At 34.0% G+C, this 26,348-nt stretch carries 23 protein-coding genes and 7 tRNA genes; 9 read left to right on the plus strand and 21 right to left on the minus strand.

The window, feature by feature from the left end; all coding sequences use genetic code 11:
* Positions 1 to 6: 6 nt before the first annotated feature.
* The 3 genes from arcC to NBE98_RS12380 form a co-directional block, all read right to left on the minus strand.
* Positions 7 to 954 (minus strand): carbamate kinase, encoded by a 948-nt coding sequence (gene arcC / locus NBE98_RS12370; protein WP_250815293.1) that lies wholly within the window; start codon positions 952 to 954, stop codon positions 7 to 9.
* A 735-nt stretch (positions 955 to 1,689) separates the two neighbouring features.
* Entirely contained in the window at positions 1,690 to 4,143 is a 2,454-nt protein-coding gene (locus NBE98_RS12375; protein WP_250815294.1) for a SpoIID/LytB domain-containing protein, read from the minus strand.
* A 376-nt stretch (positions 4,144 to 4,519) separates the two neighbouring features.
* The gene (locus NBE98_RS12380; protein WP_250815295.1) at positions 4,520 to 5,416 is read right to left on the minus strand and encodes an HD domain-containing protein; all 897 of its coding nucleotides are present in this window, start codon (positions 5,414 to 5,416) and stop codon (positions 4,520 to 4,522) included.
* A 210-nt stretch (positions 5,417 to 5,626) separates the two neighbouring features.
* Here NBE98_RS12380 and NBE98_RS12385 point away from each other — a divergent pair, with 210 nt between their 5' ends.
* Positions 5,627 to 6,184, plus strand: coding sequence for a hypothetical protein (locus NBE98_RS12385; protein WP_250815296.1), 558 nt, complete (start codon positions 5,627 to 5,629; stop codon positions 6,182 to 6,184).
* A 41-nt stretch (positions 6,185 to 6,225) separates the two neighbouring features.
* Here NBE98_RS12385 and NBE98_RS12390 read toward each other — a convergent pair whose 3' ends face one another.
* From NBE98_RS12390 to NBE98_RS12415, 6 genes are all read right to left on the minus strand, one after another.
* Positions 6,226 to 7,059: a sulfurtransferase gene (locus tag NBE98_RS12390; protein WP_250815297.1), complete on the minus strand. Its 834-nt coding sequence runs from the start codon at positions 7,057 to 7,059 to the stop codon at positions 6,226 to 6,228.
* Between the two features lie 124 nt (positions 7,060 to 7,183).
* Complete coding sequence (gene murQ, locus NBE98_RS12395; RefSeq protein WP_250815298.1) at positions 7,184 to 8,095, minus strand: N-acetylmuramic acid 6-phosphate etherase; 912 nt, start codon at positions 8,093 to 8,095, stop codon at positions 7,184 to 7,186.
* 92 nt (positions 8,096 to 8,187) lie between these two features.
* Positions 8,188 to 9,276: a DUF871 domain-containing protein gene (locus NBE98_RS12400; protein WP_250815299.1), complete on the minus strand. Its 1,089-nt coding sequence runs from the start codon at positions 9,274 to 9,276 to the stop codon at positions 8,188 to 8,190.
* 69 nt (positions 9,277 to 9,345) lie between these two features.
* On the minus strand, positions 9,346 to 10,692 hold the full coding sequence (locus NBE98_RS12405) for a PTS transporter subunit EIIC (RefSeq protein WP_250815300.1): 1,347 nt from the start codon (positions 10,690 to 10,692) through the stop codon (positions 9,346 to 9,348).
* A gap of 158 nt (positions 10,693 to 10,850) precedes the next feature.
* Positions 10,851 to 11,708, minus strand: coding sequence for a PRD domain-containing protein (locus NBE98_RS12410; RefSeq protein WP_250815301.1), 858 nt, complete (start codon positions 11,706 to 11,708; stop codon positions 10,851 to 10,853).
* Between the two features lie 151 nt (positions 11,709 to 11,859).
* Positions 11,860 to 12,456, minus strand: coding sequence for a DUF1836 domain-containing protein (locus NBE98_RS12415; protein ID WP_250815302.1), 597 nt, complete (start codon positions 12,454 to 12,456; stop codon positions 11,860 to 11,862).
* Between the two features lie 333 nt (positions 12,457 to 12,789).
* Between NBE98_RS12415 and NBE98_RS12420 the strand changes: the two genes are divergently transcribed.
* Genes NBE98_RS12420 through NBE98_RS12430 form a run of 3 tightly spaced genes read left to right on the plus strand, consistent with a single transcriptional unit; the run spans position 12,790 to position 14,765 of the window.
* Complete coding sequence (locus tag NBE98_RS12420) at positions 12,790 to 13,437, plus strand: hypothetical protein (protein ID WP_250815303.1); 648 nt, start codon at positions 12,790 to 12,792, stop codon at positions 13,435 to 13,437.
* 15 nt (positions 13,438 to 13,452) lie between these two features.
* Positions 13,453 to 14,103, plus strand: coding sequence for a PspA/IM30 family protein (locus NBE98_RS12425; RefSeq protein WP_250815304.1), 651 nt, complete (start codon positions 13,453 to 13,455; stop codon positions 14,101 to 14,103).
* A gap of 8 nt (positions 14,104 to 14,111) precedes the next feature.
* A complete protein-coding gene (locus NBE98_RS12430) occupies positions 14,112 to 14,765 on the plus strand; it encodes a DUF1292 domain-containing protein (RefSeq protein WP_250815305.1) in 654 nt (217 codons plus the stop codon).
* A 148-nt stretch (positions 14,766 to 14,913) separates the two neighbouring features.
* Here NBE98_RS12430 and NBE98_RS12435 read toward each other — a convergent pair whose 3' ends face one another.
* Positions 14,914 to 16,257 carry a serine hydrolase gene (locus NBE98_RS12435; RefSeq protein ID WP_250815306.1) on the minus strand — a complete coding sequence of 448 codons (1,344 nt, stop codon included), beginning with the start codon at positions 16,255 to 16,257 and terminating at the stop codon, positions 14,914 to 14,916.
* A 390-nt stretch (positions 16,258 to 16,647) separates the two neighbouring features.
* Here NBE98_RS12435 and NBE98_RS12440 point away from each other — a divergent pair, with 390 nt between their 5' ends.
* On the plus strand, positions 16,648 to 17,604 hold the full coding sequence (locus NBE98_RS12440) for a YbgA family protein (protein ID WP_250815307.1): 957 nt from the start codon (positions 16,648 to 16,650) through the stop codon (positions 17,602 to 17,604).
* A gap of 118 nt (positions 17,605 to 17,722) precedes the next feature.
* Here NBE98_RS12440 and NBE98_RS12445 read toward each other — a convergent pair whose 3' ends face one another.
* On the minus strand, positions 17,723 to 18,445 hold the full coding sequence (locus NBE98_RS12445) for an EcsC family protein (RefSeq protein WP_250815308.1): 723 nt from the start codon (positions 18,443 to 18,445) through the stop codon (positions 17,723 to 17,725).
* Between the two features lie 205 nt (positions 18,446 to 18,650).
* On the opposite strand from NBE98_RS12445, the gene NBE98_RS12450 reads away from it, so the two are divergent.
* The gene (locus tag NBE98_RS12450) at positions 18,651 to 19,844 is read left to right on the plus strand and encodes a S8 family serine peptidase (protein WP_250815309.1); all 1,194 of its coding nucleotides are present in this window, start codon (positions 18,651 to 18,653) and stop codon (positions 19,842 to 19,844) included.
* 222 nt (positions 19,845 to 20,066) lie between these two features.
* Positions 20,067 to 20,582 carry a ferritin gene (locus NBE98_RS12455; protein ID WP_250815310.1) on the plus strand — a complete coding sequence of 172 codons (516 nt, stop codon included), beginning with the start codon at positions 20,067 to 20,069 and terminating at the stop codon, positions 20,580 to 20,582.
* Positions 20,583 to 20,671: 89 nt separating this feature from the next.
* Here the strand turns inward: NBE98_RS12455 and NBE98_RS12460 are convergent, their stop codons facing one another.
* Positions 20,672 to 21,871 (minus strand): peptidoglycan DD-metalloendopeptidase family protein, encoded by a 1,200-nt coding sequence (locus NBE98_RS12460; RefSeq protein ID WP_250815311.1) that lies wholly within the window; start codon positions 21,869 to 21,871, stop codon positions 20,672 to 20,674.
* Between the two features lie 211 nt (positions 21,872 to 22,082).
* Here NBE98_RS12460 and NBE98_RS12465 point away from each other — a divergent pair, with 211 nt between their 5' ends.
* Entirely contained in the window at positions 22,083 to 23,069 is a 987-nt protein-coding gene (locus NBE98_RS12465; RefSeq protein ID WP_250815312.1) for a DnaD domain protein, read from the plus strand.
* A complete protein-coding gene (locus NBE98_RS12470; RefSeq protein ID WP_250815313.1) occupies positions 23,062 to 24,042 on the plus strand; it encodes an ATP-binding protein in 981 nt (326 codons plus the stop codon). The genes NBE98_RS12465 and NBE98_RS12470 overlap by 8 nt, the downstream gene beginning before the upstream one ends.
* Before the next feature lie 161 nt (positions 24,043 to 24,203).
* Here the strand turns inward: NBE98_RS12470 and NBE98_RS12475 are convergent.
* From NBE98_RS12475 to NBE98_RS12515, 9 genes are all read right to left on the minus strand, one after another.
* Positions 24,204 to 24,280: transfer RNA gene (locus NBE98_RS12475), tRNA-Asp, on the minus strand.
* A 27-nt stretch (positions 24,281 to 24,307) separates the two neighbouring features.
* Positions 24,308 to 24,383 (minus strand) — tRNA-Val (locus tag NBE98_RS12480).
* Between the two features lie 3 nt (positions 24,384 to 24,386).
* Positions 24,387 to 24,461: transfer RNA gene (locus tag NBE98_RS12485), tRNA-Glu, on the minus strand.
* A 9-nt stretch (positions 24,462 to 24,470) separates the two neighbouring features.
* Positions 24,471 to 24,545, minus strand: a tRNA-Thr gene (locus NBE98_RS12490).
* A gap of 7 nt (positions 24,546 to 24,552) precedes the next feature.
* Positions 24,553 to 24,629: transfer RNA gene (locus NBE98_RS12495), tRNA-Asp, on the minus strand.
* 29 nt (positions 24,630 to 24,658) lie between these two features.
* Positions 24,659 to 24,734, minus strand: a tRNA-Val gene (locus NBE98_RS12500).
* Positions 24,735 to 24,738: 4 nt separating this feature from the next.
* A tRNA-Glu gene (locus NBE98_RS12505) sits at positions 24,739 to 24,813 on the minus strand.
* Positions 24,814 to 25,043: 230 nt separating this feature from the next.
* Positions 25,044 to 25,421: a CoA-binding protein gene (locus NBE98_RS12510; protein ID WP_250815314.1), complete on the minus strand. Its 378-nt coding sequence runs from the start codon at positions 25,419 to 25,421 to the stop codon at positions 25,044 to 25,046.
* Positions 25,422 to 25,530: 109 nt separating this feature from the next.
* Entirely contained in the window at positions 25,531 to 26,127 is a 597-nt protein-coding gene (locus NBE98_RS12515) for a hypothetical protein (RefSeq protein WP_250815315.1), read from the minus strand.
* Between the last annotated feature and the right edge of the window lie 221 nt (positions 26,128 to 26,348).

Genomic DNA, 26,348 nt, shown 5'->3' on the forward strand with positions numbered 1-26,348 from the left:
TCCTTATTATTTCGCTACTATCCTTGTGCCGGAAACACCCCTTAAAGCTTCCTTTGCTTTCGAGAGGGATGCTATAATAGCAAGCTTATTTTCATCAAATTGTACAAACTTCTTGCAGGCTTCAACCTTAGGCAGCATGCTTCCAGGTGCAAACTGCTTTTCTTGTATATATCTTTCTACTTCTTCCAAAGTCATAACTTCTAAATCTTTTTGGTCTGGTTTATTAAAATTAACCGCTACCTTATCAACAGCAGTTAAAATAACTAGAGCATCTGCATCAAGTATTTCAGCCAGCTTCTCAGCTGCAAAATCCTTGTCTATCACAGCGGGTACCCCTCTAACTTCTCCCTCTTCTGTTATTACAGGTATTCCTCCACCACCGCAGGATATTGTAACTGTGCCATTTTCGACTAATTCTTTTATAATGCTTTTTTCTATAACATCAATGGGTTTTGGTGATGCCACAACTCTTCTATATCCTCTTCCTGCATCTTCCTTCATTGTGTAACCTTTTTCTTCAGCTAAAATTTCAGCCTCCTCTTTTGTATGGAAAGACCCAATAGGTTTAGTAGGGTTTTGGAATCCTCCATCATTTTTATCTACAACAACTTGGGTTACAACTGTACCAACACTTTTGTTTATGTTCCTTTTCTTAAGTTCTCCTGATATTGCATTTTGAAGGTGATAGCCTATATAACCCTGAGAAAATGAGCCGCACACATCAAAAGGGAATAATACATTTGATTTGTTTGCTTTGTGTCCTGCTTCTACAGAGCTTAAAATTTGACCAACCTGGGGTCCATTCCCATGGACTATTGCAACAGTATGTCCTTCTTCAATAAGATCTACTATAGATTCTGCCGTATGCTTACAAGTCTTAAGCTGAGATTCCGAACTTGCGTCTTTTGGATCAGCTTGTAGTGCGTTTCCCCCTAAAGCCAACACTATCTTCATATAAATTCCCCCTACTAAAGTTTTATTAATTCTGACAATTTTGTAAATTCATTTTAATAGTACCTTTGCAGGTTATTGTTGTCAATAGTTGCATATTAAGTAAAAATGTATAAGTATTAACGTGTAATATTATATATTTTATCTATAATATTTTTTTAATATATTAATATTTGACATCTTTATATAAAGCTTTTTATGCATAAAAAATGTATAATGCATAAATACATGTAATTTGTGAATAAAATTTAATAAAATTTTTTACTTAATTTTCAAGGTCTTTTTCTCAAAACAATTGACATACTATACTTAGGGGAATATAATATTAATATGCAATACCCCCATAGGGTAGGATGGATTTTAGGAGGGATTTTTGTGAATATTCTTATAGAAAATGATGCAAAGGAAGCTTTACGAGCTAATCTTGAAAAAAGAAACAAAAATGCAGTAAGACTTGCTATAAAAGGCTTTGGCTGAGGCGGTCCAACCTTTGGTGTTGTTCTGGATGAACAAACAGATAATGATGACGTTCAAGAAATAGATGGTATCAAATTTGTAGCAGAAAAAGACATAAGTTTTGTATTTGACGGTGTTAAAATAATTTACAAAAAAGGTGTTTTTGGCGATTTCTTTGATGTTTACAATCCAAACGGTGGTGGAAGCTGCTAGGCTTTACTAATTAATTATTAACAATAAAAAAGACTTTAGCTCTAAGCTAAAGTCTTTTCTATTGTTATTTTATTTTTCATGATTTTTGTTGTCTTTATCCTTTTTCATCTGCAGTTCTTTAAGCTCTTTTTCAAGTTCTACTAGCCTGTTTATATTGGTTATATTAGCGTCATTGTTCGCTATCGTAACCAGTGCTCTCGCAGCTACAATAGCACATTCATCCTTAAGCTTTACTTTCTTTATATATGACAAAGAATCTATAGCTAAAATAGCTGCTTGCTCTTTAGCTTCCTGTATCTTTTTTAGATAAGCAAGTTTTTGCTCTAAGGCAACTAACTTATTTAAATTTGTTATGTTAGCATCCTTGTTTGCAGCAGTGACTAGTTCCCTGGCAACTATAATTGCTGGTTCATCTGAAAGTTTTAAGTCTTCAACAGCTGGGAGAGCGTCAATAGCATCTATTGCTGCTTTTTCTTTTGCAAACTGTATAGCTTCCTCCTCTGTTACAATTGAAGTATTAAATACGCTAATAGCATTTAGCAGGTCCTTAGCTGCAGCTTGAAGCTCGCTTTCTGAAGCATCAGCCTTGTTTGATATTTCAATAGTCTTATCAATGACAGCTTTAAATATGTTCTTTGAGCCTGGCCTATGTTGTCCTGCTTCTATTCCTTCAACTGCTGAGTTAAGTATTGTAGCTGCATAATCTGCAAGCATTTTTAATGAATTGCTTGATGGTGCTACAAGTCCGGCATTCATATCAACCAAATCCATATTTGAATAATAGGAGGTTAATATTTTGTCGAAAGACCAACCTTTTGCACCTAAAGCAGATGCACCATATTGGCTCATACCTACTCCATGACCATTACCACCACCATAGAAAGTGACTCCTGTAAGTTGCCCATCGGCAGCTTTTTCCATATCGAAAGTAAAGAATGCTGAGTATAATATGCTAGGATTTTTTAAAATTCCTGTAGAGTCATAAGCATTTGAACCACCCTTTGCTCTATACGCAAGTATATCTGTTGCAGCCCCAGTATCAGTTCTATTAGGTCTTATTGTAAATCTAATATTATATTCTTTTATTATCTTATATGTTCCTGTACTTCCTTCAATAACTAGCTCAATTGCATTTCCACCAGCACCGCGCTTAGCAATAAACATATTATTTAAAGTTCCTATACCTTCTGCTGGAATAGGCCTACTTACAAAGCTTCCATTTGTATCTTTTGTTAATATAAAGTTAGGATCAGCTGAATATCTTAAGAGTATATTCTTGCTAACAGTCTTTTCAAACTGCTCTTTAGTAAGTCCTACCTTCCATCTGAAATATAAGGACTCAGAGTCATAGCCTGTGTACGATAAGTTCTTATAGAAAGCATTAAGCTCATTTTCATCAGCAGTGTTTATATTTAGCATCTTAGTATTATCAGCTGGATCATATGTATAGCTTTTTGCTTGTAGATAAGGCACCGGAGTTCCCGGCATTGTGGCAGCCCCTGCATCCGACCAAACTTCATGTCTCCCTGCTCCGTAACCTCCAGAGGTTGAATAATATCTTGCATCCACAAGAGCACCATTGCTCTTCATTACCTTGCCTTTCGTTTCATTTACAGCTTGATTTGTTAGTGTGTTTTCTGCGCTGTTATTATAAACTTGGCTTAGTGTACTATCATCTACAAAGAACCCTCTTGCTGAATATCTATTGCTAAAGTAATCACCTAAAGCATAGGTTCTTGCTGCCACTGCTTGAGCTTTTAGGGCTTCAATACCAAAACTTGCTGGCATTTCACTTGGAACTACCTGATAAAGATAGTTTTCCATCTCAACTTCGTTTATTAAGTTTATCTTTCCTGCAGTTAGTGAAGGAGTTATTTCGAACTCTCCCCTATAAATTGGGTTACCGTAGCCTCTTTTAAAGGTAGTTATTTGAATTGTTGAAGTATCAGTATTTTTAGGCAAAGCATATAGTCTGTTTTTAGTTCTATATATTTCAGTCCCTGCGTCAACAACCTTTATTTCCTCACCATCTCTAGATATAGTGATTACAGTATTAGCTGAAATTTCTTTCGTAATATTAGCCTTCTTATCAACTAAATTAAATCCATCTGATGATTTAAAATCTAGACTACTATGTTCTAATGAAGCAAAGCCACTATTCATTATTCCTACTCTCATATCTTTAATAGGAGTATCTCCATCAATAAAGATATGACTAACTTGTCCATCATTGTTGTAGTAAACAGTTATATTTTCTGCTCCTACCATAACGTCACTTAAAGACTTTTTCAAAACGCTTCCATTCTTAAATTGATATACAGAATAGTCGCTCGCTAAAGTTACCTTTCCCTTTAGCTCTAAATCCAAAATTTTGTTTGCAGTATCCTTGCTCATAATCTTTTCCTTGCTAAAGGCTTGAGTAGATACTTCTATCGGCGCATCTGCTTTTACAAAGCTTGGTGCTGCACCGAAAATAATGCTTACCCCAACAAGCAGTGCAGTGAGTTTTTTAAATCTCATCATTAACAAAATTCCCCCTTGTATTTCTTCTTAGTACGCAAAGGTTATGAACCCTTACGCCCTTTAAACAATATGAATCGTTTACAATAATAATTTTACATTAATTGTAATATTATTTCAATATTTTCCTGCGTATATGAATTTATTTTTTGCACTAAATTTTCACTTTTGAGGATAAAAAAAGATGCTAGATTAAAATCTAGCATCAAGTATGTTTCAAGAAATTATCTCTAAGGGGGATCTAACTTCTTGATATAATAATAACATGCACATATTAATAATTTGTTAATTAAAGGTAACATATTAATGAACCGCTTATTTTCATAATAAATTCTAGTTTTTAAGTTATTTTTTTGATTTTTTTTATAATACAAAATTATTAAACATAAAGTCTTGTTCCGATTCTCCTGTCATATTCAGACCATTGTCCAGGCTCTGTTAAGTCCTTTACCTGTCCTATCTTATTCATAGTTGCATCAATAAAATCAGCGTAATGAACTATATAAGCCTCTTCACTATTTGGTGCTTTAGGGGAACCATACTCAACCTTCCCATGATGTTGAACAACACATCCTTTAATTCTATGCTTAAAATCCTCACTGTAAGTGTCTCCTCCATCTTTAAATGCCTCCTCAAGCATAGTAATTCCAATAACTATATGACCTTCCATTTCACCTCGTAATGATACTGAAAAGGGTCCATTAACACTGTATTCCTCAACTTTCCCAATATCATGAAGCTTTGCAGCAAGAATAGCAATATCCTTATGCCTGCAATCATATCTATAAGCCATAACCTTAGTCATATATGTTACATTAAGGGTATGTTCAGCTAGTCCGCCTATATAGTTATGGTGCTGATTCAAGCCTCCAATGCCTCTTTTAAACTTTTCAATAAAGCTTTCATTCTTAAAAAAATAATCATTTAAAGTCCTGCATTCTTCACTTTTAAATTCTTCTTCGGATATTTGTTCGAGCTCTTTCATGATTTCATCAAGAGGCTTGCTTATAGCTGGCAAAAAATCATCTAGATCGTAATACTTTTCCTTTTTATATTTAATAACTTGGAGATTAACCCCATAAGAAGCTTTTATATGAATAACATTTCCAACTTTTAATTCCTCACTCTCTATTGGTATATAAGCTTTAATATCTCCAGTTTTGTCACCTATATAGGCAATTAAATTCTTCCCTTCCACTGCAAGTTTTTTCATAATCATAAAACTGCCTTCTATGTTATTACTAGTTTTAATATCCTTAACAAATTTTGTTTTCATCTAATCCCACCTTTCCAACAAAACAACTCATCCTCAATTTATTTTTTTCTTAGTGAATCTTTTTATCCTAAGCAATATTTTCATTGTTAAAAAAAGGATTTAATTTATTTCTGTAGAAATATAATATGTAACGGTTTACACAGCATAAAGTATATTAAGGAAATTATTATATCTGCAGTCCTAATAATTGATTAAAAAGGGGGATATATTATGGTTATTAAAAGTGTAAGAGAAATTAGTTTTTTCCAAAACCTAAGAGATAAAGAATTAAAACTTTGTTTTTGCAACTTTATGCCAGACAAAAACAATGAAGAAACAGTTCATTTTATAAATTTTTTAGTTTCTATTGCAAAAAATCATTTAGCTGAGAAAGAAAATTCTTATCTCGAACAATTAGATAAAGATTGTTTAAATTCCTTAGCAAAAAAGCTTGAAAAGCATACTCTAGACATGAAAAATAACTACAATCATGTACGTGGAACAGTTGAAGCCTTCAAAAACAATACCTGCTGTGTTCACGCGCTTCAAATATCCGGAAATATTACCTTATCCTTTGTTGAATTAATTAATCTTTATGGAATTTTAGAATATTTTGAGAATAACTATGAAGCCTTTAAGAACTATATAAAAAACACTACCATACCACATCAGTTAATTAATTTTTCTTTAACCCCTTCTGCTTACTACAATGCGCTTTATAGTATAAAAGATAATCTAAAAAATAAGATTGGAGAACTTGTAGTTAGTTCATACAAAATAAGAAAATAAGAAAAACTGCAGTCTAGCCCATATGGCTAAACTGCAGTTTTTTATTCATTTCCTGTTGCTACTGGATTATCTTCATAGCTAACCCAATCGCTCCAGCTGCCTACATAAAGCTTTGGCTTAAATCCAATTTCATCCATAGCTACAAAGTTACCGCAGGCATCTATACCTGAGCCACATTGAAGAATAATTTCCTCATATTTTTTTAAGTCCTTAAATATTTTCTCAAGCTCTTTCTTTGGCTTAAAGCCTCCCTTTTTATCTAGGACATCCTTCCAGTGATAATTTTTTGCTCCAGGAATGTGCCCAGCCTTAGGATCTATTGGTTCAACTTCTCCTTTATATCTTTCAGGTGCTCTTGAATCTATAACTATAAGCTTATTATTTCCTAGGTTGTTTTTAACATAATGCATATCAGTCCTAATATCTTCTTTTGGACCTAGAATAAAGTTTCCTCTTTCAGCACTTGGAATATCCTTTACTAATGAATATCCGGCTTCTATCCAAGCATTTATTCCACCATTTAAAATATAAACCCTTTCATGCCCAATAAATTTAAGCATCCACCAAAATCTTTCTGCCCCAGCAAGCAGCACTTCATCATAAGCTACGATAATCTTATCATTGCTTATACCTATACTCTCAAGCTTTTCCTTTAGAACTTCAAATTCAGGCAGAGGGCTTCTTCCGCCATGCTCCTTTGCTTCTGCAGCTAAATCCTTTTTAACATCTATAAAGAAGGCTCCCTTTATATGACCCTCCTCATATTTTCCCTTTCCGTATTCCCTATCTAAAAGGTCTGCTCTACAGTCTACTATAATTATATTCTTATCCTCAAGATGCTCATGCAGCCAACTTGGTGTAACAAAATTGCTCACAGTATCTCTCCTCGTCAAATTGATATAGTTATAATATACTATATTTATATAAATATACAAATGCCAATATACAAAAAAAAGTTAAAAAGTTAACTTTTTAACTTTTTAACTTTTTATTCTGTTATTATTTTTGAGCCGCCTCTATTGCTTTTTGTACATAGCCATTATTTTCTTCCAGAAGCTTTTCTGCAGCCTCTTTACTAAGTCCTGTCTTAATCATGAGTATACTTAGCTTAACATTTTGGTCTGTTTCATCAAGAACCTTTTTAACAACTTCTTCAGGCTCCTCTGTAGCCATCATAGTTATTCTTTTCGCTCTAGCATAAAGCTTTTCGTTGGAAGCTTTAACATCAACCATAAGATTTCCGTATACCTTACCAAGCTTAATCATGGCTCCAGTTGAAAGCATGTTTAGAACTAATTTTTGAGCTGTACCTGCTTTCATTCTTGAGGAACCCATAATCACCTCTGGTCCTACTACTACAGATATAGGAGTGTCCGCAATCTTAGCCATCTCACTTCCAGGATTCATAGTAACGCAGATTACTCCAGCACCTATTTCCTTGGCATAGTTCATACCACCTATAACATAAGGTGTTCTTCCTGATGCAGCTACTCCGCAAACAACATCCTTAGCTGTCAGGCTTGCTTCTTTTAGATCCTCCTTGGCAAGCTCCATATCGTCCTCAGCACCTTCAACAGCCTTGAATATAGCTGTATAGCCTCCAGCAATAATTCCTTGCACTAATTCGTGAGAAACTCCATAGGTTGGAGGACACTCTGAAGCATCCAATATTCCTAGTCTTCCACTAGTTCCTGCTCCAATGTATATAAGCCTTCCGCCTTCAGCCAGTCTATCAGCAATTAAGTCTACAGCCTTTGCAATACTTTCTGCTGCTCCCTCAACAGCTAAAGCAACCTTTTTGTCCTCTTCGTTTATCATTTTAATCATTTCTAAAGTGCTAACACTATCTATATTCATTGTATTTGGATTTCTTCCCTCTGTAACAAGCTTTGCTAAATTTTCAACCTTCATAATCAAGCTGCTTAAGCAGCCTTCACCTCCAAGTAATTTGATAATAAAATTATAAAATACTTTTTCATTTTTTTCAACCAATTCATAAAAATTTATTTCATATTATTTTCTATAAATTTAAATTTTGTCTCGTCCTCTATATATTTAAGTAAGCATAAGTCCTCTTCTATAACCTTGCCAACTACATTTACTCTTTTATCCATAGGCAGGTTCTTCTTACATATTTGAAGTTCACCGCAGTATCTCAAATAGTCTTTGTTATCTATAGTTATATATCCTACTTTTCTATCAATATTATTAAAAGGGTTTATTATATCTTCTTTTCTTAGGGTTTCTCTAGAGTCTGTTGATCTTACAACATCCTCTGCAGCATCAGGCCTATTAACATGACATTCTTTAAAAATAATACTCCTTTCAACAGAGCATGGTTCAAATAATTCTACTCTAAGCTCAATAATTTCCTCTGAAAGAACTCCTACACTTTTTAATTCTTTACCAGTTGGAATACTATCTCCAAAAAATACCGAATCCATACCCAGCATAAATAATTCTTGAGCTGATACCTTCGGTTCTAAAAATCTGTGTATCTCCAAGGTAGGAAGTCCCTCAAAAATAGGACCTCTTTTATTTATTAAAGAAGGTACAAAGGCAGAAACTTTTAATCCATAGCTTTTTAACATCTCATTCTTTTTATTAAAGGTCTCTAGAGATATACCACTATTAAGCCTTGGATAGTAATTATGGCAGGCTTGAAGCATATTATAATCTGGACTATATTTATCAAGTTCTTTGAAGAATTTCTTGGATACTGTACTGGCGTTTATCTCAACCTTTAAGCCATACTGGTTTCTTGTAAAGGAAGCAATTTCCTCAGGAGTAAATCCAAAATCAACTCTAACCCCGTATATACCCATATCCTTTAGAACCTTTAGATTATTCATATCTGCACCAAGATAAGTAAAGGCCCTTGGTGAAATATCTGCAATTATGTTCATATCAAGACTGCCGCACAATCTCGCTAACTCTTTAAATTCTTCTACAGCCTTTTCATAATTTGCTTCAGGAATATGAAGGGAAGTAAAAACTCCGGAATAGCCATACTCCTTAGCCTTTATAATAAATTGTTTGTTTTCTTCTAATGAATAATTCATGCCAACAAAAACTGATATGCCTTTAGCCATACTATCCTTCCTTTCTTATATCTGTCTATAAAATAAGGGATAGCAATTGCTATCCCCCACTGTATTCTATTACTCTTGTGGATCTTCAAAGCCTAATACATAAGTAGCAGCAAATCCAGCTACATATGCTACTATTATGCCTATTAAGTAGCCTAATGGCTTGTTAACTAATAGTGCAAGTGGAATTCCTGAAAGTCCCATACTCTTAGCACCAATAGCCATTGCAGCCATAACTGCTCCTCCGAATGCTCCACCTATACAAGCTCCTATAAATGGTTTTCCAAGCGGAAGTGTAACCCCGTATATTAATGGTTCTCCAACTCCAAGTATTCCTACTGGAAGAGCTGAAGCTATTGTCTTCTTTAGTCTGTGGCTCTTTGTCTTAACATATACAGCTATAGAAGCACCAACTTGGCCGGCACCTGCCATAGCAAGTATTGGAAGAAGCATAGTCATGCCTGTAGTCTTTATAAGATCAGCATGTATTGGAGTTAAACCTTGGTGTAAGCCTGTCATAACTAATGGAAGGAAGGTTCCTGCAAGTATAAATCCAGTTACTGCTCCACCAGTACCTATAACAGCTTTAACAGCAGTTCCTATTGAATCAGAAATAAGTCCTCCTAATGGTTGTAGAACTATTAGTGCTGCAAAACCAGCTATTAAAACAACTAGTAATGGAGTGAGGAATAAGTCTAACATTTCTGGAACAAACTTTCTTACTTTTTTCTCTAGCCAGCTGCTAAATGCAACAACTAGTAAAACAGCTATGATACCACCTCTACCTGGTACTAATGCTTTTCCAAATAGAGTTACACCAGCTAGGTTAGGGTGAGTAATTATTGCAGCCATTGCACCACCAAGCATTGGTGAACCACCAAATTCCTTAGCAGCATTAACACCTACAAATAGATTTAATCCCCAGAATACTGAGTTACCTATTATAACAAGTATCTTTGCAGTTGGAGTAGCAGCAAAACCAGCATCAAACTTTACTAAAATATTTAAAATTCCTGTAACAAGACCACAACCTATGAATGCTGGAATTAATGGTATAAATATGCTTGATATCTTCTTTAAAAGATTCTTAAATGGAGTATTGTTCTTAGCCTTAATTTCTTCTTTTCTAACTGCAGCTTCGTCAACCTCTCCTATCTTAAGTCCAGTAATCGCGCCTACTTCATTAGCAACCTTCGTAACTCTTCCTGGTCCAAGTATTATCTGGAGTTGTCCACCTTGTTCAACAAGGCCCATAACACCTTCTACTTTCTTTATTCCGTCCTTGTCAACTGCACTTGAGTCTTTAACAATTACTCTAAGTCTAGTCATACAGTAAGCAACGGATGCAAGATTATCTTTTCCGCCAAGCTTTGCAAGCAATGCCTCAGCTATAGCCTTTGGTTGATTTGAATTAGCCATTATGATTCCTCCTATTATATAATTTAATTAAATTTAATAAAAAAAGAGCTAAAAAAGATTATTACGAAAGTAAAATCTCCCTTAGCTCATGCCTGCTTAACCAGTAACACGCTTTTATTAAATTTATGTTTTAATTGTACACCCTGTAAACGTTTCTGTCAACTATTTTTATTAAAAATATTACTTGCAATATTTTCTATGTGTATTGCCAAATAGCCAATTTCATCTTCAGGAAGTTTAATTTTAAAGCTTTGTTCTATTTCGTTGGCAATTTCAGTTGCCAAGCTGTAGGACTCCTTAAACTTCTCTCTAATATCAGAAAGAAGAATATTTTTAATAGGTATCTTCTTTTCCACTCTGTCTAACGCAAATCTAACATGCGTAATAAGTCTTACATAATCGATGCTTTCTTTATCTATTTCTTTTCCGGTCTTTTCCTCAAGGAATAGTATAACCTCATTTATGATAGTTGTGCTCTGAGCAGTTTTAGACACATCAACCTTATTTATTGCCGCATGAATATGCATAGCTATAAATCCAACCTCATCTTCGGGAAGCTCGATGTTGAGCCGTTCATTTATAAGTCTAAGACCTTTTAAAGATGCTATATATTCAGCTTTATAGAGGCTCTTAATTTCTGCAAGAAAAGGGTTTACTATAGCCATATTGTTTTTAAATCTATCTATAGTAAAGGCTATATGGTCGAGTAGAGTAATATGTATTCTTTCATCAAAATCCTTGTTTAATTCCTTTGATGCCATAAGGATTACTTCTTCTGTAATTCCTATAATGTCCTTATCAATTTCTTTAGACAGACCTGCAAATTTAAACATATTCTTTTCATCTACCAGATAAAATATTTTTTCAATTTTATCAGTATTCTTTAGAGTCTGGTTCTCCCTGGCTCCAAAACCCACCCCGCTGCCTAACAAAATACATTCCTTATTTGATTCCAAGTCTATGCAAAATACTACATTATTATTAAAGGACTTAATAATCCTAAATTTTTTACTCATATTTAAACCTCTCATTATATATATCTTCTATTATATTCCACAATTATTATCTTAATACAGTTAAATTGTATAACGAATACCATAGTTAAGCAATAATTACAAAATAAAAATCGCCAAAGCCTAGTTTAGGTTTGGCGACTTAGATATATTTTTATTCCTGATTATATTCATCAACTATTTTTTTTGCTAATTTTTTAATAGCACTAGCTTGAGCTATCAAAGTCATGACAGTGAGAAAAACCAAAATTCTTTCCTCATCGGTGCCTTTTAGCTTGCTTTCCTTAATTATTTCCATCAACTTCTGCTCTTTAAAGTGATTTTCCGATAAAAAGTCATCGAACATTTCTTTTTGAAAGTTTGAGAAAACTTTATAAGCATTTTCCCAAGATAAAATATCGTCTGTTCTGTTGTTTATATTATTGAAGGCAAGAGCAAATACCTTTTTTATCTCTTCTGTTGTAAGTATTGGTCTCATGTAGCTTAAAAGCAAAAGCTGAGCCAAATGATCCTTTGTATAACCTCTCTTTTTTCCATCCTCAGGCTTAGAAATAACCTCGCCTTTAATATAATTCTGAACTATATTGCTTGTATATTGTTCATCTTCAAACTTGTCATTTAAATAATCTATTACTTGTGACAAAAATAAATCGTAACGTGGCAAATCTTCATAAGACACTATAGTATTTTGCGCTATATCCGCTGCTACTTTTTTAATGTAGTCTATACTGAATTCGCTGTCTTTTTCCACAATAGCTCTCCTCCTAGTTCCTTATTAATTAATTTCTCCATGCTTTTCCCTTTAATTATATTATAAGGTTTATATAAACTTATTACAAGTTATATTTTATAAAAACTTAAATGAAAGTTAAAGAAATAACGAGCAATAGTGAGCAATATAAAGATTGCTCACGCAATTGTATTCAAATCGTTTTATTTAATCTAAAATACGTTTAAATATATATTGTAAAATAGTATTATTTACTATATAATAAAAACATGGATTGATTAATACATATTGATATTAACTTTAACCAATTCATAGTATAATTAGTATATAATTGTATTAATCATTTTCTTGGGGGTGAAAGAAATTAAAAATAAGAAGCGCTTTTTATTCAGCTTAGTTTTAGCCTTCCTCTTTTTGTCAGTAGATATACTTACACCTGGAGTCTTTAGCAGCACGGTATATGCAAAACCTCGTACTAGTAGCAGCAGCTTTAAATCAAGTGGATTTAGCAGCAGTTCAAAATCCTCAAGCAGTTCATCAAGCTCTAAATCTTCATCCAGCGGTTTAAAATCTGGAAGCTTCAGTACACCAAAAGCAATGCCTGGAAGTTCCAGCTCCAGCACAAAGAGTTCAGGGAGCTCTAGCAGCTCTTCAAGCTCAAGTTCTTCAAAATCATCTTCTGGAGGTTTTAAATCTGGAAGCTACAGTACTCCAAAGACAATGCCAGGAAGCTCTAGCTCCGGCAGTTCAAGCTACTCTGGAAGCGGTACTACCACAACACCTAATTATAATTCAGGTGGTACAAAGCGGAGTATTTTACCAATACCTATACCTATTCCATGGGGTACCACTAGACACTACAATTCCCCATTTGGAGGCTATTACAGCGGGCCTGGTAATTTTGTAGGAAGTTTGGTATCAGGATTTGTAAAACTTATAATACTAATCATAGTAATAGCTGTAATTATAAGAATAATTAAAAATAATAAAAGAAGATTCTAAAGGAGGATTTTAACAATGGGAGTATTCAACAGAATTTCAAACATTTTTAGGGCAAAGGTAAACAACGCAATAGACGATATGGAGAATCCAATCGAGCTATTAGACCAAAAAATCAGGGATATGGAGGAAAGCTTAAACAACGCTAAACTTTCTTCAGCTCAAATTTTAGGCAATGTTCATGAAATTGAAAAGAAAATGGAAAAAGCTGAAGCTGAATCAAAGGATTATGATGCTAAAGTTAAACTTGCTATGAGCAAGGGTAATGAAGAACTAGCTAAGAAGGCTCTTGAAAAGAAGCTCGAAGCTGACAAAAGCTATGCAAGCTTAAAAGCTAGCTATGAGGATGCTCGTGCTAAGGCTGAGGCTATAAAAACTAAGCTTAGAGATCTTGATGAAGAAATCGAAGAAGCAAGAAGATACAGAGATGAAGCTGCTGCAAGATTTAACAATGCCGAGGCAACTGGTAAGGTTAATGAGATACTTGCAAATGTAGACACAAAAAATAACAAAATTAATATGGATGATATTGAAAGAAAGATTCAAAAGAAAGAAGCTTATGCAGAGGGTCTTGGTGAATTAAGAGAAGATAATTCCCTTGAAGATGAATTTAAGAAGCTTGAAGAAGTTGACCTTGATGAAGAATTAAAGAAATATAAGCAGCAGTAGGGTGAAGCATGGGTAGAGCAGAAGATTTCCTAAAGCGTGAAAGAGAGCGATATGGTAAGGTCTATGTAGACCTTACCTACGCTGTAGACAATGTATCTCCTTTTATAGAAAAAGAACAGCTCAATAAGAGAAAATACGTTACAAAGCTTCCAGTTTTAAAAAAATATATCGATCTTGTTGAGTCGGCTGAAAGAGAAGTTAATAAGAAGGGCGGCTTCCTAAGCTTTTTTAATGATGATAAATATATTGACCTTCTGAATTCTTATAAGCATGACAATGCAGATGCTATAAATCAATTGGAGCACTGCAGTAAGTGTGTTCACATAAATTGCACTGAAGATAAGTTTGATGGCTGCCTTGGCTGCAGGGAAAACTCAAGGATAGCATACTGCGACCATGAAAAGATTAATGTTACTTTTCATGATAATTGGATACTGCCTTTAAATAACGATAGAACAGGCGAAGTTGATAAATTTAAGGTGTTAGCAACCCTGCAGGATGTTTCTAAAGATCAAAAATACATCATCATTGAAAATCTTAGAACTGATGAAAAATTCGTTCTTTACTATTATCCTGGGTTGTCTGAAGACAGCTATGGTGAAATTACTGACGCTGAAGAGTTTGATTATGTCGTTTCTACGTATCAAAGTGTAGAAGAATAAAGAATAATACCAACCACGGGTTTTCAATCACCTTGTCTTTTTACGGTAGTGATAAATTCAACAGAAAAAATCACGTGTGATTTTTACAGCAATTCACACGTGATTTTTTCGTTTATTATAAAACTTATATATTGAAATAGTGGCCTCTTTATTTTTTCAATTGCGTCTCATATACCATCTTGGAAACCTGTGCTATCTTTTCAGCTGAACTCGGTAATCCATCCACATACATAACAAAAATATACGGCTTGTCCGCAAACACTATACCTACATCATTTGTATATGAGCCATAGTTACCTATTTTATGTGCTACAATATTTTTTGGAACATATTTGTCAATTCTATCATGAAATACAGTTTGCTTCATAACGCTTATTAGATGAGCATTGTACTTGTCCCCTTTATTCTCATAAAGCTTTTTTAATAGTCTAAACTGAATTTCCGGAGTTGTCTTATTGCTTGTAGAATCTACATTGGTTATGCCTGTCATTCTTAGAACAGCTTTTCTTACGGCCTGAGTACCTCCAAGTCGTCGTGAAATCATATTTGTTGCTATATTATCTGAATGTGTTATAGCTAAATCTAATAATTTCTGTACTTCAATAGGATTCTTAAGGGTGGTATTTACCTGTCCTTGCAATATTCCAGTACCACCTTCATACATATTGCTATCATATTTTAAGCCTTCATTCAAATTTAAGGTTCCTGCTCTTATGCTATCATAAGCAACCATATTCATCCCAACCTTATATGTGCTGGCTGCTATGCATACCTTGTTTTCATTTATAGCTATCTTTTCACCACTTGCCAGATCATAATAAACAAAACCTACTTTGCTTATCCCATTTCCAAGATAGGATTTTATTCTTTCCTCTAAAGGTAAGTTTGCAAGTTGCTTGTTTTTTTCCTCAAGAGCTTTTTGTTCTTCTGCACGTATAGCATCATAATTACGTATATCTTTAATGCCTGCTAAAGCTTTTTCTGTTGACTTAGTATAACTGCCAGTCTTCTCTATGCCATGTTCTGATTGAAATAATTCTATTGCTTTTCTGGTTCCAGGTCCATAACTTCCATCTACACTAAGTGTATATCCTGCATTAAACAGCTTTTTTTGAAGTTCTAAAACGCTTGTCCCTTTATCGCCCACCTTAAGTAAGGTTGTTTCATCTTTTACTGCAGGTGTCACAATTTCTTTAGTATCATTCTCCTGAGAATTTTGCGATGTATTGTTTTCTTTACTCTCTGTTTCAGCTTTCTCGCTTTCTGATGAATTACTTTCCTCAGACTTTTGGCTTTGTGATGCACTGTCTTCTTCAGGCTTATCATCTTGAGATACATTATTTTCTTGCTTATTTGTTTGCAGTTTTTGATTTTGCGTTACCACTGTATTATTTGTGTTTGCTACATTTTGTCCTTGTTTGCATCCTCCAAGTACAAAGACAAACATAGTAAGTCCCAGTGTAATACACATTACTAGTTTTTTGCTTTTCATTTTCAAGTTGTCCCCCTGTTATAATAAAGTGTATTGAAAATAATAAATATTTTTATCTCACTCTATTATAGCAGTTATTTTTATTATAAATAGTAACTTATAGCAACTATTTCTAGCATTACTAACAGGAAATATAGATAAAAAAAGACTTTCCACCTTGCATACTCTATTATTTTATTAGATTTTATGCCATCAAAACCGCTTAGCAGGGAATTAAAAAATTAAGCTTCAAATTAAAAACACCGTTTTTAGTTTGAATATTCAAAGCAAGTTGAAAATAGTATAATGGTACTTATGATAGCACAGAATAAAATTAATATTTAAAAAACTTCTAGGGATGTAAGTATTGCTAATGCCTAGAAGCCTAAAATTGATATGAGAGGATTAAAGATGGATATTTCAAAACCAACCATAGTTGTAAGTAGATGTCTTGGCTTTGACAAATGCAGATATAATGGCGATATGATTCCAGATAGATTTGTTAAAAAGCTTGGAAACTATGTTAATTACATAACTGTTTGTCCTGAAGTGGATATTGGTCTATCCATACCAAGAGAAACTATCAGGCTTGTTTCTGAAAATGATGAAATAAAACTATTTCAGCCTTCAACCAACAGAGAGCTTACAAATGAAATGAGTGCTTTTACTGATGAATTTCTCTCCTCACTTCCACAAGTCCACGGCTTTATTTTAAAAGGGCGTTCTCCTTCCTGTGGAACTAAGGATGTTAAAATTTATTTAGGCAGGGAAAAAGCTGTTGGTTCAATAAAAGGTTCAGGTCTTTTTGGAAAAGCTGTCGTTGAAAGGTTTCCTGCCGCAGCTGTAGAAGAAGAAGGCAGACTTACTAATTTTAAAATTCGAGAACACTTTTTAAGCAAACTCTTTATGTTTTTTAAGCTAAGTGAAATAGAAAAGTCAAATTCATTAGCAGAACTGGTTAAATTTCAAAGCGATAACAAATATCTTCTTATGGCTTACAATCAAAAGGAACAAAAGCTTTTAGGAAGAATAGTTGCAAATAAGGATGGCAAAAACTTTGATACTATTGTTAAGGAATATAAAGAACACTTAGTATTAGCCTTTGCTAGAGCCCCAAGGTACACTAGTATAATAAATGCACTTCAGCACATATTTGGGTATTTTTCAGAAGAGCTTTCACAAAGTGAAAAAAATTTCTTTTTAGAAACCTTAGAAGGATATAGAGCTAATAAGGTACCCTTGAGTGTATTAATTCACATGCTTAAAGGTTACGCCATTGAATATAATCAGCCTTATATACTACAGCAGACAATATTATCACCTTATCCAGAAGAACTAGTAGATCTAAGCGACTCTGGTAAGGAATAAATAAAAATACGGAATTTCATGAAGTTGGCTTATATTTCTATATAGCTTACCTCCAACAAATTCCGTTCTTTAATTTTATATATCTGTTATCACTAGTAAAAATGATTTTTCTCTTTTGCTAAACCTTTCTAAATACCCTCATTCGATATGCATTCAAGGCAGTTTCACCAAGTTTATCCATAAGTTTATAGTTTGCATACGCCCCAACTACAGCACCAATTCCAGGCACCAACTGCATAAGTTTTGCTAAATCTATATAATCTCTATATTCCTGCTGGAAGGTCCTCCAATCAAAATCATTCATATCCATAGGAAGACTGTGAACGTAATTCTCCCAGTTCTCCATTTGATAATATAGCTCCACCTGTCTTTGTCTACTTGAAAAAGCTAACTGAAAAACAAATAGAATATAAAGTCTTTCTCTATAATCCCTCACATCAAAACCATAAATGGAAGCTGTATCAAACAAAAACTTCATTTTCAAGCTAAGCAAAAGCGGAAAATCAGCCAAGCCTAGTAGTATTCCACCTGCCCCTGTACCAGCTCCTTCAACAACTGCAGCTTTCCTATAAAAGTTTAATCTATCTAAAACCTGTCTTTCTCTTTCTTCTAATGATGCTTCTACTAACGGCTGCCTTGTTATATATTCAGAGCCTATAATTACTGTCTTAGATATATTTTTAATAGTTTCTGTTATTACCCTGTGAGCCTTTTCAGGTATAAGATTATTTGTTTTTCTTTGAATACCTTTTGTCATTTTATTTATTATGGAAGGCTTTTTTGAAATTTCTCTCTGCCATTTTTTCATCTCCTGCAGAGCATGCTCTTCATATATATTCATAGCTTCATTCCTTTCATTTATGTTTCTTTCCGATTTTTATAGTATATGTAGATAAGCTTAATATTAAAAACAAAATATATCAATTAATTATTACTTAAAATTTTATAAACTCTTCAAATAAGCTGTATCAATATTTTAAACCATTCATAATATATAATGGTATGAATTTTTAGTCGTTAAGCAAGAGGAATAAAAGGAGGGTTTTATGTTCTCTTTTAAAAATAAATTAGATCATAACCTTAAAGCAGCAATAGCTAGTAATAATTACAAGCATTATAGAGTAATAATCCATTGCAAAAGTTTAAGAGAAAATATAGAAATCAAAATAAAATCCTATAAGGCGGAACTTATTCGTTCTATACCCTCAATAAACTGTATTAGTGCAAATTTATCAGCAAGTGCTATAGAAAGGCTTTTAGAGCATCCAGAAGTCTCATTTATAGGCTTTGATAACACTGCTCTTTTATGCGGCAGCAGTGTATTAAGCGCAAATGGTATAGCTTTTCAAGAAAGATATAAACTTACAGGAAGAGGTGTTGGAATTGGCCTTATAGACAGCGGAACATATCCTCATACAGATCTTTCAAGTCCAAGCAGCAAGGTAAAAAAATTTATTGATATAATTAGTAATATTAAATACCCTTATGATGATAATGGGCATGGTACCTTTATGAGCGGCATTATATGCGGTACAGGTATTGCTTCTAAGGGTATGTATAGGGGAATTGCAGAAAATAGCCATCTATACTCAGTTAAAGCCTTTAACAGTATTGGCAGGGGTTTTGTATCAGATATTCTATATGGTCTAGAATTAATTCTAAATGAAAGCCAGGAATATAATATAAAAGTTATTTGCCTTCCGTTTGAACTTCTAGATCATAACAGCTTTACTATATCTCTGTTTAGTAAAATGTTCGATATGGCATTGAAAAAAGGAATAGTAGTTGTTGTTCCTAGTGGTAACAGCGGCAGCAAAGAAAGTTCAATAAAAGGGATTGCTATTCTATCCAATTGTATAACTGTTGCTGGTCTAGATACTAGAGGAGGCATTAAGCCCTATGTTCACTCCTCTGCAGGACCTTACGGAAAACTTGAAAAACCAGATCTTGCTGCTGCTTGTGTTGATATCTGCTCACTAAACACAAATAAGGATTATATTTCCCAAAGAAACGGAACAAGAGTATACGCTTATCCGCTAGAGCATCCTTACACTACTTATTCCGGCACCTCCTGTGCAGCTGCTTTTATAAGTGGCGTATGTGCAATGTTATTTGAAAATAACCCTGAACTTCAATTTAAAGATGTTCTTGCTCTTCTCAAAGTATCCTGCAAGCTTCTAGATATGTTTAAGTGGTCTCAAGGATCAGGGATGATCGATATAAGCAAGCTTTTACCTTAAAGAGTGTTATTTTATTTGTAAATAGGGCAACAATATAGATGAGAAAATATGTATAAACTAAGGCGATTAAAGTTCTGAATAAACTTTAACGAAGAACTTGCGAGCATGAGCAAGGTTAAACTTCCTAATGGGTTTACTAAAGGTTAATCCTGCGGAGGCTATCCCTATTAGGCACCCAAGTGCATAGTTGCTCAGCGCTTTCTACTGAAAGGAGAAAACCAGATGTTAAGTGAAAAACTTGTAGAGCTTATTAACAAGCAAATTAATTACGAATTCTTCTCAGAGCATGTTTATCTGGCTATGGCTGCCTATTGCGCAGATGAAGACCTTGACGGCTTTGCTAATTTTTTTAGAATTCAGGCAGAAGAGGAAAGATTTCATGCTATGAAATTATTTGACTATGTAGTAGAAATGAATCAAAGGGTTATAATCAAAAATTCACCAGAACCAAGAAATGATTATGAATCCGTATTACAGGCCTTCAAAGCAGGACTGGAGCATGAAAAATCAAATACTAAAAATATATATTCCATAGCTGATGTAGCCATGGAAGAAAGAAACCATGCGACTATAAGTTTTTTGAAGTGGTTTATTGACGAACAGGTTGAAGAAGAGGCTCTTATGAACTCAATAATTAAAAAGCTTGAGCGCATAGGAAATGACAGTGCAGCACTTTACATGCTTGATACTGAGCTAGCTACAAGAGCCTTTACTCCACCAATAGATACAACAGCGTAAATTAAACGTTAAAAAATAAAAAGAAGCATGAAGAACTAAATGTCTAATTATTTGAATCAAAACAACATTTAATTCTTCATTCTTCTTTTTTAATTCTTTATTATATATGGTGCTGGATTTCTAGGTTCTCCATTTACAAGTACTTCAAAATGAAGGTGCGGTCCTGTACTATTTCCTGTGCTTCCCACCGCTCCAATTACTTCACCCTTTTTAATACTTTCTCCAACTTTAACATCTATCCTGCTGCAGTGGCCGTAGGCAGTCTCCACTCCATCTGCATGCTTAAGCTTTATAAAGTTCCCATACCCAGACATCCAGCCTGCATAAGTAACTGTCCCATCTAAAGCAGCCTTGATAGGCTCCCCCATAGGCGCAGCTATATCAATTCCTTCATGCATTCTGCCCCACCTCCAGCCAAAAACTGAAGACACAGCCCCTCTAGATGGCATTACAAGTGCAGCACTAGAAGCTGAAGCTTGCGCTTTATTACCTTTGATAATTACCTTTTCTTGTGCTGCTGTAATTATCTTCTCACTTATAATTCTTGAGCTTATAATCTTGCTATTTTCTAAAACAACCTCTTTAGAAACAAGCTTTTCTCCTTCTTTACCATTACTTTTTACTTTACTCTGCCCAACTAGCATTTCATTTGAATAGGTTATTGTTGTTGCAGGCGATATTACCTGTTTAGTTTCTGTGTTTCCGGTAAGTATAACAGTAACAATCGGTGTCTTAAACTTTGAATTAGCCTCAATAATAGCTTCATAAGCCTTATCTATTTCCTGAACCTTCGAAATTAAAACCTTTTTCATAGAATATGTAATACTATTCTTAATCTTACTTTCCTTTATTGATATTTCACTCTTATCTGCATAATACTTCTTTACCTTCTCTAGCACTTGCTTTGCCTCGGCTTGATTTCCTACTAAAGCAACTTCTTTTCCATCTGATATTAAAACACATGATTCTACTTCTATTTGAGCATTATTTAAAACTGCTTTCTTTAATTTATTTTCATCTGTAATAAAGCTATTGGCAACCTGAGCTTTATTGAAGCTTAATATATTTTTAAGTTCCGAGCTCCCAAATCTGTTTTCGACATCTTCACTTATAGCCTTTATCATATTAACTGTGTTGTTATCTTCGTTTATATATGCTACTACCTTATCGCCTACACGGACTTCATAGGCATTAGCTTTATTTTCGATAATATATATGTAGGACATACCTATAGTTCCACAAACTGCTGCAATTGCTATATATTTTTTACATCTATTAAAGAAACTCAATAGTTATCTCTCCTCTCACCTTAAGTAATATACCCAACTTTGTATAAAATATAATTATTTTTCTAATAAGTTCCACTATATGAATAAAAATTGGCAAGTTGTCCATATTTAAGATAGGTCATAAAAGTTGTGAGAGGGGCTATATTTTGTTATAATTGATTTATGCGATACTATATATTGTATAAAATTAGCAAAGAAAGGTTGAGGTACTATGAGCACTTTTATGTTTAAGAGTAAGGCTCAAGATTACACGCCTGTAAGCAACATTTTCATAGATAAGTACATGGTTAGAGCCCGCGGGGATTTTGTTAAGGTTTATCTTCTTGGTCTTAAATACTGTATGTCTGGTGAATTAGGGGTTAGCTCTTCCATTTTAGCAAGCACGCTGCATCTTCTTGAGACAGATGTTCTAAACGCTTGGAATTATTGGAATGATGAAGGTGTTATTAATATGATTCCTATAGACAACATGGGAAACTTTAGCATACAGTTTGTAGATTTAAATGAAAAAATTGAAGGCAATGATAACAATATAAACCTCTTGAAAGAATTAAATAAAGGTCCAACAAAGGATATGCTTCAGGATATCGAAAAGCTTCTTGGGCGACCACTTTCTTCGAAAGAAATGAGCATGTATGTCGGCTGGCAGAAGGAGTACAATTTCCCTCCTGAAGTTATACTGCTAATAATTCAATACAGCGTCTCAAAGGGTAAGACTGATTTTAGATACATAGAGAAAATTGCTATTGCCTGGTTTGATTCGAATATAAAAACTATCGAAGAAGCTCAATCTTTTATAAAGAGGCGTGAGGACAAGTGGATTAAAATCAAAAAAATTCTAACTTATCTTGGCGCGAAAGATGGAGAAGTTATGAAGCCTCAGGAGGATATGCTGGACAAATGGATTAACACTTATAAATTCCCTCTTGAAGTAATCTTTAAAGCTTGCGATATTTGCTTTGAAAGAATTAATAAAGCAGAATTTAAGTATATCGATGGTATCTTAACCAGCTGGTATAAAGATGGCCTCATGACTCTTGAAGATATTGCAAAAAAGGATACAAAAACCACACCAGCTAGAAAGCCGAATAATTTTAAACCACCTCAAAACAGTACCTTTAACAACTTTGAGCAGAGAAGCTACAACTTTGATGAGCTTGAGAAGAAGCTTTTAGGATGGGAGAATAGCGATGATTAAGGGTTATCAAGCAGAGATAATGAAAATTTATGAGAACTTAAGGGAATCAGAAGCAAAAGCTTTAGCAAATCGAAGAAAAGAGATTGAGTTAAAGCTGCCTCAAGTTTTGGATATTGAAAGACAGATTGGAAAACTCAGTGTTGAGGTTTCCATGACTGCTTTTAAAGATATACCAAACAGAGACGAGCACCTTAAACTGTTAAGAGAAAAAATTACAGACTTAAGAATGAGAAAATCCGAACTTCTTTTTTCACAGGGCTATCCTATAAATTATTTAGAAATCAATTATAAATGTGAGAAATGCCAGGATACAGGCTTTATTGGAGTTCAAAAATGTTCCTGTTATAAGCATAATCTAGTTAAAATCTATTACAAGAATTCTGATTTAAATGAGCTTACTAAAGATAATAATTTTGATAATTTCAACATGGAATATTACTCATCAAGAAAGGCTGGAAGCGAGCCTGAAAGTCCAAGAAAAAATATGGAGAAAACTTTTACAAGGTCCATGAATTTTATTAGAACTTTTGATTCTACAAATGAAAATCTTCTCTTTTATGGAAACTCAGGTACAGGGAAAACTTTTTTATCTAACTGTATAGCTAAAGAGCTCTTAGATAAAGGATATCTGGTAGTTTATAGAACCGCTGAAAGCTTGATTCAAAACTTAAAAAACATACGTTTTAACGGTGAGGAGCTTCTTGAAGATCTTATTATAAACTGTGACTTGTTAATCATTGACGACCTGGGAACAGAACAGATAAGTGATTTTTCCAAAACAGAATTGTTTAATCTTTTAAACAAAAAAATTCTAAAGAATAAAAAGATGATAGTTTCAACTAACTGCACCCTTGAAGAGCTTCTTCAAATCTACTCTGAACGTATAAGCTCAAGGCTTCTTGGAAACTTCGGATTATATAAGTTCTTTGGAGATGACATCAGAATAAAGAAAAACCTAAGTAAAGCAAAATAACTATTAAGCTGAAGTGAACATAAACTTCAGCTTTTATTTTTACAAACCTTCGCTTTAAAATAGTGAGACGATAGCTGGTCAGCTATAAAACCACACTATTTTAAAACCTAAGCTTCAACAAAAAATAAAAAATCCTGAACATAACGTTCAGGATTTTCTGTTGGCGACTCAGAAGGGGCTCGAACCCTCGACCTCCGGCGTGACAGGCCGGCACTCTAACCAACTGAGCTACTGAGCCATATTTATTTTTTTGTAATAAAACACATGGTGGGCACAACAGGGATCGAACCTGTGACCCTCTGCTTGTAAGGCAGATGCTCTCCCAGCTGAGCTATGCGCCCATGTGGTGACTCATAGGGGAATCGAACCCCTGTTACCACCGTGAAAGGGTGGTGTCTTGACCGCTTGACCAATGAGCCATGTTTTATTGGAGCTGGCAATAGGAATCGAACCTACAACCTGCTGATTACAAGTCAGCTGCTCTACCGTTGAGCCATGCCAGCATAATAATGGCGACTCAGAAGGGGCTCGAACCCTCGACCTCCGGCGTGACAGGCCGGCACTCTAACCAACTGAGCTACTGAGCCATATATTATTTTTAGTAATTAAATCACTATGGTGGGCACAACAGGGATCGAACCTGTGACCCTCTGCTTGTAAGGCAGATGCTCTCCCAGCTGAGCTATGCGCCCATAGTGGTGACTCATAGGGGAATCGAACCCCTGTTACCACCGTGAAAGGGTGGTGTCTTGACCGCTTGACCAATGAGCCATATTTTATCGTTTCGACCGCTCTCGCGACCCGACATAGACTATAATACAAAAAATCTAACAAACTGTCAACAAGTTTTTTAAAAAATTTTTAATAGAATTTTTTTCCTATAATGTGACTGTTGAATTTCTCAGTATATAAATATAACTATATATCCCCTTATCTAGTTATATTTATATATTCTTATATTGTTGTATTCTTATGTTTTTATATTTTCGTTTCTTATATAGTTATCTCATATAGCTATTAAGCTCTACAAGTGCACAGCCTTCAACAGCAGTTATTCCATTTTCCTTGCAAAAATCTATTATATCTGAACTTTCTGCTCCTGGCTGAATTAAAACCTTGTGGATACCAAGCTCATATGCCTCCTGGATAATTTTAAAACCAGCAATAGGGTTAATACATAGATCAATAACATCTATCTTGTATGGAACCTCCTTTAAGCTCTTATGCACAGTTCCTGTTGTATCTCTTGGGTTTACTCCAGATGCATTAAACTTTGAAACTTTTAATGAAAGCAGTATCTTGCTGGCATATTTGCTTTGATTTAAAACATCTCCTACGACTACCCAATTTTTATAATTTAATAATTCTTGAGCTTGCACAATATCATCTCCATTATTTATTTTATAGGTATATTATATATCAAACCCTACTAAGTAATTACATAAAAAATAAACTGCTCTATAAATTCCTAGAACAGTTTACATATATTTATTGTGCTTCTGGAAGCCTATCTTCAATTTTAGTCGCAGAATTCAACCTGCCTCTAAGAACCTCACTAATAGCACGTTTATATACTTTTATAGAATTTTCTTTTTCTTCAATCTCTCTTCTTATATGTTTTATATTCTCGCCGCAGCCTTCAATAAAGCTTTGAAGGGTTATATCCTTAAAGGTTATACTGAACTGCTCCGCATACTTTTCACCGATAACTGATATATCTAAAGGAATAGCATGGTTAACTACTAATATTAGTTTCTTCTCCCATACCCCTCTCTTATTAATACTATATTCATCTCTTAAAACATCCAAGCTAATTAGTTTTTTTCCTATCCTTTCTTCAATACAATTTATTAATGCAGCATAAAATTTCATGGATATACTCTTGCCAAGCTTAATTTTCAAAATATCTCTATACTCGATAATCATCTCATCATATTCATTCTCAGGTATTAATTCAATATCTTCCATAAATAAAGGAATAAACTCATCATTTTCTACAGCAATAACCATATCATAATTTATATTTTTAACCTTATAACTGCGATTAAACTCAGAAAGTCCTTGATTTACTACTCTTATTTTCATAAAAATCCTCCTCCTGTTTGCAGAATTTAGGTAGCTTATACTGCTCGCTGATTTGCTTGTCGGAGTTTTTTCTCGTGAGCACAATTAAATTATAGTTTAATAAATTTGCTCACACAAATGTAAATTTAACCGCTCTTTCTAGTTAGTATGTTATTTTACAATCAAAACAGTTTACATTTGCACATGGTAATTTAAAATATTTTGTTAATATATTCAAAACC

This window comes from Clostridium swellfunianum (assembly GCF_023656515.1).
In the GTDB taxonomy this organism is placed as follows: Bacteria; Bacillota; Clostridia; order Clostridiales; family Clostridiaceae; genus Clostridium_AT; species Clostridium_AT swellfunianum.